Origin of the sequence: Symmachiella macrocystis (genome assembly GCF_007860075.1) — a bacterium.
In the GTDB taxonomy this organism is placed as follows: Bacteria; Planctomycetota; Planctomycetia; order Planctomycetales; family Planctomycetaceae; genus Symmachiella; species Symmachiella macrocystis.
Genome location: NZ_SJPP01000001.1, coordinates 82,647 through 95,059 on the forward strand (window position 1 = coordinate 82,647; position 12,413 = coordinate 95,059).

Below are 12,413 nucleotides of genomic sequence, written 5' to 3' on the forward strand. Positions count from 1 at the left end.
CTACGGACTATAGCCTAAGGTCTCTTTAACTCTGTGTCCTCCGTGCCTCCGTGGTGAATCCCTGTATCAATGCAAATGAGATACCGCCGATTATAACGGATCGTGATCGTGTGTGCTGTTTTTTCCTCTTGACTTGATCTCTATCTTTTAGAGAATCCCCGACTCTCTCAACTCTCATTTGTTTACACCACCATTCTCATCAGTGCGGAGACCGCTTCGGTATCCTGGGTGGCGGTGCGCTAACATCTCTCAAAACACGGAGCGGAACATGCTACGACTGAATTGGTTGGTCGGCGTTGTGACTATCTGCGTCATGGCCACAGGCTGCCAAAATATGAACAACACGGAAAAAGGCGCCGTCGTCGGAGGAGCCAGCGGCGCTGGTATTGGAGCAATCGTCGGCAAACAACTCGGCAGCACTGGCGCCGGCGCAGCCATTGGTGGCGTAGCCGGAACGCTCTTCGGTGGCGCGGTCGGTAAGGCGCAGGACAATGCCGAAGAAACGGAAATGTATCGAGAGCATGCCGCTCAACAAGAAGCGACACGCAAATTCGAAAAGAATGCGATGAACAATCACGACGTGATCAAATTTGCTCAAAGCAATGTGAGCGACGAATTCATCATCGGCGAAATCAAACGCCGCGGTGGACGGTTCGACATGTCCACCGAAGGCATGCTGTTTCTCCATGAAAACGGCGTCAGCGAACACGTGCTCACAGTCATGCAAGAACGGGCACGATATTAAGCAGCGCTAAGAAGGACGGTTGCTACAGGACTGGTAGGGCAGGCTCCTGCCTGCCGTCAATCATGTTGTCCGCCCCAAAATTAACGTCACGTGACATCATGCGCGGCAATTTCTCGCTTTTCCCAAGCGGGGAGTCGCCGCGCATATTCTTGCGCCTGGGCAATGAAGTCGACGCCGACGAATTCCTTCCAAGCCTGTTGTAGCTTCGATACGATCGGCCCCAACTGACCATCGCCGACCGGTTGCCCCTCGAAGGACCGTGCATGGACTACGCTGAATGTGGTCGCCGTGCAGAACATTTCATCCGCCTGCAGTGCTTCGTAACGGCCGAGATTTGTCGATTCAAACGGCACGCCGATCTTGGCCGCCAACTCGGCGACCGTGCCGCGGCTGACGCCCAATAGAATATTCCGCGGCTCGGGTGAATAGATTGTGCCGTTGGAGACCAAAAACAGATTCCACCCCGGCCCTTCGGCCAGATACCCGTCGGAATCGACCAACAGCGGCCAGACGCCCGGTCCAATGCGCTCGCCTTGCAAGCGGGCCAATTGATAATGCGCACGGCTGCGCGTTTTGGCTTTGGGATCCAACATTGTCGCAGGAATAGCGGGCTGCGCCACGATGGCAACATCGACGCCCGCGGTATAGTTTTCCGCAAACCGCCCCATGTGCTTGATCAGCGGCCAACAATTGATCGAGACCGTCGGGCGGCCGCCGTCGGGAAACACCGTGCTATACAAGGACAATGGACCGCGCGAAACATCGTGCATGATTTGCCAATCGACGTCCTCCGCTTCGGTACCAAGATTGCGACGCAGTGTTTCCAGCGTCAGCTCTTCCATCTCGTCGATCGTCAGCCCACATTCGATTTCCAACAACCTCAGCGAAGCGAACAGCCGTTCCAAATGCGACCGCAACCGAAAGGGTTGTTGTCCAAAGGTGCGTGTCATTTCAAACGCCATGTCGCCGAACATCAGCGCTGAGTCGAAAATGGAAACGCGTGCATCGGCTTCGGCAACGTATTCGCCATTAAAATAGACGGTTCGGTTGGGCATGTGACGCAATCAGCCGAGCAATTCGGCATCGGTGATTCAAATCGGTGGCTAGAACAAATTGGGCGGCGAGCTTTCGGAATTTTCGGCGTGCAGCGGCGAGCGTGCATCGACGATCGATTCGACCGCGTGCAGCGAACGAATTCGAAAGTCGTCCCACATCAACGTGTAGACAAAGCAAGGTTGACGATCCAGTGAATATGCCGCTGGTTGGCTTTCCCAAAAACTGCGACGGTTTCCGCTGGGTGGCGCCGCATACAGACGATGTTTGCACTCGACGCACACCAAACCCAGCATGCTGGTCTGGTCTTCGGGCCGTTGATGCGTCAAACAATGGGTCACGTGGGGGAATTCCTGTTTCATAGATTCGATGGTAAACCAGCAGGGGGATTTTTTTCCACTGTACCATTTGAAATTCGTAAGAATTTGTCCCGATCCCCGTGCTGCTGAGCATGCTGGTGCGGCCGCGCATGCTGGTGAAATTCCCCCAGTCGCGTCGACCGAGCGACTGTTAGCAATCAGCGCGGATTTGCCAGCTCGTTCGGTTCTGTCAAACAGTTCACAAACTGGCCGAAAAGTCAACGCGGAATTCGCAGTCGTCAAAATCGAGTTTTTTCAACTTCAAGCTTGGAATCGGTTCTGAAACTTGATAACTGTAATGAGGTAAAGCGATTGGGCGCACATGGTCAAATAAAACCGTCGCCGCCTAAGCGAAGTGCAATTGTCCGGTGTTTTCTCACCTCGACTCTTGGGAGAGACCTGCTGATGCAAGATCGACAACAGACCGGCGGAGGTGGCTCAACGGTTAGCCGTCGCGCCTTTTTACAAGGCTCCAGTGTGGCTGTGGCCGCAACAGCCGTGGCCACCGGAGCGACTGAAGTCGTCGCCGAAGCCAATAAGCCGGCGCGGCTGAAGTCCGCGAAAGCACAAAAGGTGGTGCTGACTGTCAACGGCAAAGATCACACATTAATGATCGAGCCGCGGGTCACCCTGCTCGAAGCATTGCGTAACGACTTGAACCTGACCGGCGCCAAAGAAGTGAGCAACGTCAGTAACGACGGCGCCGATACGGTGATCATCGACGGCAAAGCGGTTTACGCAAGCACCCGGCTGGCCATCGAAGTCGAAGGTAAGAACATCACCACCGTCGAAGGCCTGTCCGAAGGCAAGAACGTCGACGAAGTGATCACAGCCTTCGTCAAACACGATGCCACGCAGTGCGGTTATTGCACGCCGGGGTTCGTCGTCGCCGTCCGGGCATTTCTCGACAAGAATCCCGGTGCCAACTTGGAACAAATCCACAAAGGACTGGGGGGCAACCTCTGCCGTTGTGGGACCTATGCCGGTGTGACGGCCGCTGCGGTTGAATTGTGCAAAAAAGGAGGTGCCTGATTATGGCGGACGAAACAAAACGCGAGTTCGCTTGGGGACCTCGCGAAGAAAACGTACTGATCGGTAAAGACATTCAGCGCATCGACGGCATTGCCAAGGCCACGGGGAAGGCGAAATATACCGCCGACATCAACACCCCCGGCACGCTGTTTGCCAGACTGTTAACCTCGAATCAAGCCCACGCCAAAATCAAAAAGCTGAACATCGAACCAGCCAAGGCCGTTCCCGGTGTGCGGGCGGTGTATGTCTTCCCGACTGCGTTTGATGTCGAAACGGGTGAATCTAAGGAGATCCGTTGGGACGGTGCTCCGATTGTCGCCGTGGCTGCAGACCGGCCGGAAATCGCCGCCGATGGCGTACGGGCCATCGAAATCGAATACGAGCCGTTGCCCTTCTTCGTCGACGAAGAAAACCTCGAAGGAGCACAAAAAGCCCAAGAGGAGACGGACGAAAAACGGATCAAGAAACTTCCGAAAAGCTCAAAAGGTGATGTCGAAGCCGCTCAGTCAGAGGCGGCTGTCGTCCACACTGGCTACTATGGTATTCATACCATCAGCCACTGCTGCCTGGAACCACACGGTTCACATTGCGAATGGGATGGCGACGAAAAACTCAACGTCCATCTCTCCACGCAAAATGTTTCCGGAACGCCCGGCCAGTTCGCCGGCCCGCTGGGACTGGAGCAGTCCGCGGTGGAGGTCATCGGAAATTACGAAGGGGGCGGCTTCGGTTCGAAATTTGCCGCTGATGAATGGGGCCTTGCCTGTGCGGTGCTGGCCAAGGAAGCCGGAAAGCCTGTCCGTCTGATGCTCGACAGAGCCACCGACCTAAAAGTCGCCGGCACTCGCCCCTCTGGTTTCATCGAAATCACCATTGCCGCCGATGCGGAAGGAAATATCGTCTCTTGGGACAGCAACCTTTGGGGATCCAGTGGAATGGCGGGCGGAACGGTCTCCCCCAACCAGATTCCCTATGTGTTTGACTTCCCGAATGTGAATCGCAATGCGACCGGATTGATTTGCAATACGGGACCCAACCGGGCTTGGCGGGCGCCCCCTCATCCACAGCTCTGCGCTTTGACCCAGACCGCCATGGACGACGTGGCGGCCAAGCTGCAAATGGACAGTTATGACCTGTTCATGAACAATTTGCAGCACGTCAGCAAAGCGTTTGAAGAGCGTGCGGAGGTCTACGCCGAAGAGATGAAAATCGCGGCGGAAATGATCGACTGGAAAGGCAAATGGCATCCCCACGGAAAAGGCGGCGGCAACGGCGCAGTCAAACGTGGCTTAGGGATGGCACTCCATACTTGGGGCGGCGGTGCCGGTCCTTGTACATGCCTGCTCAAGGTCCATCCTGACGGTTCGGTGGAAACATTCCTCGGCAGTCAGGATCTGGGAACCGGAACGCGGACCGTGATCGCGATCGTCATGGCCGAAACATTCGGCCTAAATCTCGATGACGTGAAAGTGAACCTCGGTTCGAGCAAGTACCCCAAATCGGGAGCTTCGGGCGGTAGCATCACCGTGGGTGGCGTTTCCAGCGCACACCGCATGGCTGCCCAATCGGCACTGTGGAAGATCTTTGATCTTGTCGCGGCGAAGTACAACGTTGGGGCCGATACGCTTTCCGCAAAGGGAGGCCAAATCCTCTCCAGCGGCAAGCCGGTCTGTTCCTGGAAACAGGCGGCCGCACTGGTCGGTCCGATGCCTTTGGAAATCCAAGGCGCCACGGAAAAAGAAGGCCTAACCTCCTCCCGTGTGGGCGGCGTGCAAATGGTCGATGTCTCGGTCGATACCGAAACCGGTAAGGTGAGCATCAACGACTTTGTCTGCGTGCAGGATTGTGGGCTCATCATCGATGAGTTGACCGCCCGCAGCCAGGTTTATGGCGGCATGATCATGGGAATTTCCTATGCTCTTACTGAAGAGCGGATCATGGACAACAAGACCGGTCGCTATATGAACGCCGACTTGGAGAATTATAAGCTGCCGCGCATCGGCGACATCGGCAACCTGCAGGTGAAGATGTACCAACCCGCCAGCGAATACAATCGCGGTGTGGTTGGCTTGGGTGAGCCGCCGGTGATTTCGCCGGGAGCCGCCATTTCCAATGCCGTGGCCAATGCCACCGGTGTCCGCGTTCCCGTGCTCCCCTTGACCCCGCAACGGGTCCTGGACGCGTTGCAGAAAGGAGGTGCCGCATGAAGTCTTTTGAATTTGCCAATCCCCAAAGCGAAACGGAAGCTTTGGAATTGATGAACGATCACCCCGAACAAACCGCCGTCTTGGCGGGGGGAACGGATTTAATTTCGCTAATGCAAGCGGACATCATTCGCCCCGAGCGCGTGGTGGACATCAAAAACATCACTTCGATGCACGATGTCGCTGAAGTCGATAACGGCTTGATGGTCGGCGCCTTGACCACATTGGAAGAGGTGTTGGACAACAGCAAAATCGCCGAATATGCTTCTGTCGCCCAAGCGGCCGATGCGGTCCACGCGATTCAGATCCAATCTTCGGGAACTATCGCCGGCGATTTGTGCCATCTGCCCAACTGTTGGTATTACCGCAACGGTTACGGCATGTTGGGCCTTGAGAACGGCACTTCACTGCCCGAAACGGGAGACAACCGTTATCACGCCATCTTCGGGAACTCCGGCCCGGCGAAATTTGTCACCGCCAGCCGCTTTGCTCCCGCATTGATTGCATGGGGCGCCAAAGTACGGATTATCGGCCCCGGACCGGACGAAGCGGAAATGCTCCCCTTGGAGTATTTCTACACCACCCCTCGTACTGAACGGCAGGGGACGACAGTGCTCAAGCCGGGACAATTGGTGTCGCACATTTGGTTGCCCAAAACCGCCGGTACGGTGAGCGGCAATTACGATGTGCTGCAAACCGAAGGTCTCGATTGGCCCTTGGCTTCGGCCTCGGCCACATTAACAATTTCCGGCGGGCGCGTGAGCGATGCCCGTATCGTGTTGGGGCACGTTGCTCCTACACCGTGGGTCTCGCACGACGCGGCGACGTCACTGCTCGGCAAGACGATCTCCGAAGCGACGGCCCAAGCGGCCGGCGATGCGGCGGTCAGTCGCGCCACTCCACTTTCGGATAACGGTTACAAGGTTCAACTTGCCCGTACGGCGGTCAAGCGGGCGATTTTGCGTTCCGCCGGACTGCTGGAAGGAGGTCTGTAGCACATGACTGAAAAACTCAACATCCTGACCGACGAGGAACAACAGCAACAAGGCAAGCAGAAGCCAAACGAACGCTGTCGTAATCTGCTCTGCAAGGGCTTGTACCTGAACTATGGCCTCACCGAACGCGTGACGGGCGACGGCAATTTCTGGTGCGGCAAAACACAAGCGACATACGGCCCCGACGACCAATTGGTCGGCGACGGCGAATGCCGCCACACCGGCCGCGGCTGTTACGAATCGCTGTAACATTCCGCTGTTGGTGGACAAAAACGAATCACGGGACCGAGCGTCAGTACGCTCCGGTCCCGTTTTTTATAATTTCATGGAAGCCGTCAACGCCGCTTAACCGTCTTCTCTACGTTCGATCCGCCGCAGCATTTGCTTGTAGTCCTTCAAGCATTGATGCAGTTGGCTGCGTAATGTTTTGATGTCGGCTGACTGCGAATTGGAAGCGTCGAGCAGCGGTTTCATCCAACTGTTCATCAGCTCGAACTGCTGTTGTAGCACATTGTAGATGCTGCGCGGCATTTTGTTGACGACCGTAATCTTGTGACGGTTATCGCTTGTTGATTCGGGTTCTTCGTCATCCTGCTGCTGGTCGAACGGCGCATCAACCACTTCGGGAGCGGGCATTTTTGCGACCTGCGGCTCCGGATCGGGTTGCGGTGGTGCGACTTCAGCAATTGGCGTTGGCATCACGCGTTCGGCGGCTTGCGCAGCTGTAACGAGTGCGGGAATACCGTCCGCTAAACTTCCGTGGATTGCATCTAAGCCTTCCCGCAGGCCGCTGATTTGTGCGACGAGTTGTGTCACATGTCCTTCCAGCACAGCGGAATCATCGTCCTCTTCGGCCATCGCCGCCATACCGTCGGTCATCGCGCGGCGAATGGATTCCAGCCCGTCGGTGAACGAACCCATCTGCACGATCACCTGCCCAATCTTATCGTCGGGCGCGACTCCTTTGAGTTTGACGTTCTGCTGGAACGACCGTTTGATCGACTCCCAACGGCGGGCCTCATCTTCATTGAGGATGCCCATCAGTTCTTTGAACTTGAGCATGTTGGCTTCGGCGTCGGAGGTCAGCGTCTGTGAATCGTTTTCGTAGTTCGAAACAATCAAAGCCTGCAATTCGTCATCGTTCATAACCGGCACCACTTTTTCAGCAATGCGATTCATATTCCGATACGACCCTTGCAGCTTGAAGGCCGGTTCTGTGCGGTAATCGTCTGATTGAGCAGCGGAGCGGATGTATTCGCGGTTAACCGCCAGAATGACATCGCGAACCCGCATCAGTTTTTTCATCGTCGCCACCATCTCACCCAGTTCCGCGGAGGAGTAATTGCCTTCCAACTCCACTCCTTCAGCACTGTCCCGCTCAGCCATGCGAATCACGGCGTAGACGTCTTTTTGGCTGCGTGTGGCGAGATGATTCAACACAGAATTCGACGTCAAGCAGTTTTCCAGATAGCTCATCTCAAACGAAGCCGCATGCTCGCCGATAATTTCGCCCAGGTTATAAATATCGGCTCGGTTGGATAGCATGTCGGGAATCTGGAATTTCTCGCCGCTTTCGGTATAGGGGTTACCCGCCATCACCACGGCGACTTTGCGGCCCCGCAGGTCATAGGTCCGCGTGCGGCCTTTGTACACGCCTTCGATCTTGCGCGTCGCATCGCACAACGAAATGAACTTTTGTAAAAACTCCGGATTGCAGTGTTGAATATCGTCGAGATAAATCATCACGTTGTCGCCCATTTCCAGAGCGAGGTTGAGCTTCTCGACTTCTTCGCGGGCACCGGCATTGGGTGCTTCATCCGGATCCAGCGATGTCACTTGATGCCCAATGGCCGGGCCGTTGATCTTCATAAAGATCACCCCCAAGCGATTGGCGACATATTCCATCAACGTGGTCTTCCCATAACCGGGAGGCGAGACCAGCAGCAACAGCCCCATCCGGTCGGTCCGTTTTCCTTCCCCTGCAGCGCCAATTTGTTTGGCGAAGTTGTCGCCGATGACCGGCAGGTAAACCTCATCCAACAAACGGTTCCGCACGAACGACGTCAACACCCGTGGACGAAACTCTTCGAGCTTCATCTCATCACGCGCCGTTTCTACAATGTCCCGTTTCAACTGCACATAGCTATTAAACCGCGGGACGACTTGCCGGTCGTACTCCGCAAGTTTTTGCGTGAAGTCGCCGTAGCTGAGGTGATAGCCGCCCTCTTGGATCGCCGCGTGTGTCCCCAGCAACCCCGCCACGTCGCGGGTTACCGAGGCATTGACGATTTGTCGGTCGTTGAGTTTGCCTTCCAGCAGCAATCCGGCCACTTCGTCCACATAGTCTTCGGCAGCGGCATCGTCTTGTTGTTCGATGAAGGCGCCCACCCAATCTCTAGCCAGAGAAAACGCGCTCGCGGGTTCGCGATGCACGCCTTTGAGTGATGCGGTAAATTTGTCCGAAAACCCGTTGTGATGCAGATGTTCTTCAAACCGGCGAAACAAATCCGCCGCTTGCGGGCTGATAGCAAAGCCATCGCCAACCAGCACATGAAACAGGTATTCCGCAGCGGGCGGCAAAAACGTCTCGGAAAACAAATCCGACTCTGCGGTCGCTGCTCGTAAAACGTTCTGCAAATCCGCCACGTATTGTGCCTGCGCGACGGTAGCCGGGAAGAGTTGCGTGATCGTGCCAAACCCTTTGAGCTTGGCCGTCAATAATGTCTTATGTTTCTTGTCCACAAAATGCTGCCAGACCACCAACGCCAACGCACGTGCGCGGGTATGATACCGCAGCAAGCCGATCGTGGACTCCATTTCCAACAGGTCTGCAACCAGTTTGACCGCATCGTGATCATGGACCCCTTTGACGTACGCTTCACCATACCGCGGACCCATAAACCGCTGTACAAAAGCGGTGAGTTGATCCGCATCGTATTGGCGGACGTCCTCCATAGAAGGTTCCGCACCCGACTGCGAGAGGGACCGTAGGATTTTATAGGTGAGATATTCACCGCGATAGACGGACTGATTTTCGGAGACCACTTCTTGATCCCAAACGTCGCGTGTAGCAATCAATTCCGCATTTTCAATCGGCTCGAAGAAATTCGTTCCGGTCAGATGCAGGTTCATATCGCCGTCGCGGAGTACGGTGGTCAGATCGAGCGCCTGGACGTTGACCGTAAACTGGTGTCCGCCCAGTTTGATGATATTCGCGCCGTCGACAAAGAGCTCTTGCCGGTCCTTGAGTTGCCGGACCGCATCTTCCTTGACCGTTTTCAAGCGGCTTTGGATGTCGTCGACCTTGACCGAATCATCAAGCTCCTGCAATTGCTTGACGATATCGCGGACTTTCTCGATCATCAAATCCGACGCAAAATAGCCGTTGATGTCGTTGATCGACTCCAGGCTCTCCACGCGGGTCTTGATCCCTTTGAGAATCCGATCCGCCGCATTGGCCAGCGCACCCGCACGTTTATTACGGGCCTCAACCAGCGACAGTTTTCGCGTTTCAAACGCGTTGTAGATCTCTTCCCGTTTTTCCGTCAGCTGTAACACAAACTCGTCGAATTCCGCGAACCGGCCTTCCAACTCCTCAATTTGGATCATGACCTTGGTGAGGAATTCTTCGCACTTATCCGGTGAGTCGCAGATATCCAGATAATTGACGACTCCCTGATTGAGCAACTTCATCTGCGAGCCGAACTCGGCGATGCCTTCGACCGACAACAACTCGTGCGACTTGTTCTTCAGAGCGGCGCGAGCAGCATTGACGGTGGAGAAGATTGCCGAAATGTTATCGATGATCGCGGTCCGCTGCGTCGCATCGTCGATCTTGAGATTGCTGACGATCTCGATCAGCATTTCCAACTCGGCGGCACTATTGGCAATTTCCTCTTCCACGACCTTGGCGTCGGCGACCTTCGTCAATTCGCCGATTTTGGCCTGTTCGTCAGCCACCTTCTGCTCGTAGGGAGTCAGGGCTGCCGGGTCGAGCAAAAAGGTCACGCACCGCTGCGCCAATTTGTCCGCTTCTTCAGAAACTTCCGTCTCCAACGATTCAATCAGCGGCTCGTCTACATACCGCAGATCGCGCAAGGAGATAATATCTCCCCGCACCGAACGCAGGTCCCGTAGCGAGCCGACAAAATCGTTGATGTGGTCGAATCGCTTGCGTCCCACCGCAGAGACAATCTCACGGGTTTTTTCCCGCACCCGTTTGGTCTGTTGGGCCGTGTCTTGCTTGACGCGGAGCACCTTGTCGAATTCGTCGATCGCCGCACCGGCTGCGTCGCGAATTTTTGTGAGCGGTTCTTTGAGCTCGAATGTCTCGGGCTTATCGATCCAGAAATACGAATCGATCACGCCGGTCGACTCTTTGACGATGTCGACATACAGATTCGCGTAGGTGTCCTCTTTTTCGATCAGCTCCAACAACTCATGGCACTCCGACATGCCCCGCACGACATCCTTGTTGCCGATCTTGAACAAGTAGGAGTCGGTCTGCGCCGGCGGTGCAAAGTCTTCGTCGACATAAGGCGTTTGCCAAATCTGCACCGCATGGTGTTTTTGTGGTTCTTCCTGCGCTTTGAAACAGACCATTTCACCGCTGGGAAAGAACGTGAAGCCGCTACAAATCACCGGCGTTTCCACGCGTTGTTCGATGAGATTGTATTGCAACAGCACATACACGCCGGCTAGGCGATTGTAGAAGACGTACAGATAATCTTCGCCGTTCGCCGCTGCAATACGCCGCTCGAAGATCATATCAGACAAATTGCTGCCGAACGTCTTACACAGCCCCGTCTGCAAATAATAACCGTCGGCAAAAATCAGACCGTGGTCATCGGGCAACAGCACGCAGGCGTATTCCAGTGAATCAAGCCGCTGCGCCTGTTTCAATTTGTCGTTGTACACGAAGTAACGGAATGCCGTTTCTTGATAAGGACGGACCTTGAGCAAGATCACGTTCCCCACCAGCGCATAATGGATTTCCGCATCGTCCAGTGTTTGATCCGGGTCGTCCACCGGCTCGGCGTAGATCCCCTCGCCCGAATCGGTGTTATCCTCGACTTTGATCGTCAGGTCGCCGCCAATCGTTTCGACGAAAATCCGATCATCGATGGAAATGTGCGGATGCCGTCCCGTTTGATGCAAGTCGCGATGCGTGCGGGTCCACTCAAATTCGTGTTGCGGCGGGTAACGGACTTCGTGGTCACTGCGGTTATCGACGTAGACCAGTTCCTCGCCCTGGATGACCCACTTGAAGGTCTTGATATCCCCCACACCCTTGCCCACACGAAAGATCATGTACAGGTGCGGACCACGGACGAAGAACTTGGCGAAGACCGCATTCTTGTAGTAACGATAGACGTCCTGAAAATCTTTTTCGAATTGCGCATCGCCAATCAAGTCCAACGAGATCTCGTGGAACGTCCCCTCCTTGAACTCGTAGGCGGCAAAGACATCGGAAAGGTTCCGCTCAGTCTTTAATCCGAAATGGACGTTGTAGCCGAACAGAAACCGCTGGCCAGCCGCGACCATATCCCGGGGAACGCAATTGTGGGCTGTTGTGATCCGCTCGGTTGAGGTTAGCACCGTATCAATCGAGCCGAAGACCGTTTTGCGGGCCTCGTTCAATTGATTCAACCGTGCCCGCAAGTCCTGCCCGTGCAAATCCAGACGGTTGCGAATGATCTCATACGTGCCCCCCTGCAGCTCAACCGCCGGTTCTGCCTCGTCAGCGGTATTTTCGAGTTCTGCTTGAGCCATTGTGAGTATTTCCGACTTTCACGATTATAGTTCACCACGGAGACACGGAGACGATTAGACTTTAGGCTTTCGACTGTAGGCGATAGGAGCCTACGCTCGCATTTCTCTCCTCAGGACTCTTCCAACTCGTTCCCAAGCTCTGCTTGGGAACGAACCTTCGCGAAGCTCCGCTTCGCCGGCTGCTTATGACCATCCATACTCGTCAGCCTAAAAACAAGAGTCGAAGTCGAGCCACTGTCAGTCCGGTTCCCAA

The 12,413-nt window shown here is 55.2% G+C and carries 8 protein-coding genes; 5 read left to right on the forward strand and 3 right to left on the reverse strand.

What is annotated here, in order from left to right; genetic code table 11:
• Positions 1–268: 268 nt before the first annotated feature.
• A complete protein-coding gene (locus tag CA54_RS00355; protein WP_146368901.1) occupies positions 269–745 on the forward strand; it encodes a YMGG-like glycine zipper-containing protein in 477 nt (158 codons plus the stop codon).
• Positions 746–831: 86 nt separating this feature from the next.
• Here the strand turns inward: CA54_RS00355 and CA54_RS00360 are convergent, their stop codons facing one another.
• Positions 832–1,800 carry an aminotransferase class IV gene (locus CA54_RS00360; protein ID WP_146368902.1) on the reverse strand — a complete coding sequence of 323 codons (969 nt, stop codon included), beginning with the start codon at positions 1,798–1,800 and terminating at the stop codon, positions 832–834.
• A 48-nt stretch (positions 1,801–1,848) separates the two neighbouring features.
• Positions 1,849–2,139 (reverse strand): hypothetical protein, encoded by a 291-nt coding sequence (locus CA54_RS00365; protein WP_146368903.1) that lies wholly within the window; start codon positions 2,137–2,139, stop codon positions 1,849–1,851.
• Between the two features lie 423 nt (positions 2,140–2,562).
• On the opposite strand from CA54_RS00365, the gene CA54_RS00370 reads away from it, so the two are divergent.
• From CA54_RS00370 to CA54_RS00385, 4 genes are read left to right on the forward strand one after another with little or no spacing between them, the layout of a single operon-like run.
• A complete protein-coding gene (locus tag CA54_RS00370; protein ID WP_146368904.1) occupies positions 2,563–3,189 on the forward strand; it encodes a (2Fe-2S)-binding protein in 627 nt (208 codons plus the stop codon).
• Positions 3,190–3,191: 2 nt separating this feature from the next.
• Positions 3,192–5,396 (forward strand): xanthine dehydrogenase family protein molybdopterin-binding subunit, encoded by a 2,205-nt coding sequence (locus CA54_RS00375; protein WP_146368905.1) that lies wholly within the window; start codon positions 3,192–3,194, stop codon positions 5,394–5,396.
• Positions 5,393–6,388, forward strand: coding sequence for an FAD binding domain-containing protein (locus CA54_RS00380; RefSeq protein WP_146368906.1), 996 nt, complete (start codon positions 5,393–5,395; stop codon positions 6,386–6,388). The genes CA54_RS00375 and CA54_RS00380 overlap by 4 nt, the downstream gene beginning before the upstream one ends.
• Positions 6,389–6,391: 3 nt before the next feature.
• Positions 6,392–6,637: a hypothetical protein gene (locus tag CA54_RS00385; protein ID WP_146368907.1), complete on the forward strand. Its 246-nt coding sequence runs from the start codon at positions 6,392–6,394 to the stop codon at positions 6,635–6,637.
• Between the two features lie 96 nt (positions 6,638–6,733).
• On the opposite strand, the gene CA54_RS00390 is transcribed toward CA54_RS00385, so the two are convergent.
• Complete coding sequence (locus tag CA54_RS00390) at positions 6,734–12,160, reverse strand: DNA repair ATPase (RefSeq protein ID WP_146368908.1); 5,427 nt, start codon at positions 12,158–12,160, stop codon at positions 6,734–6,736.
• Positions 12,161–12,413 lie beyond the last annotated feature (253 nt).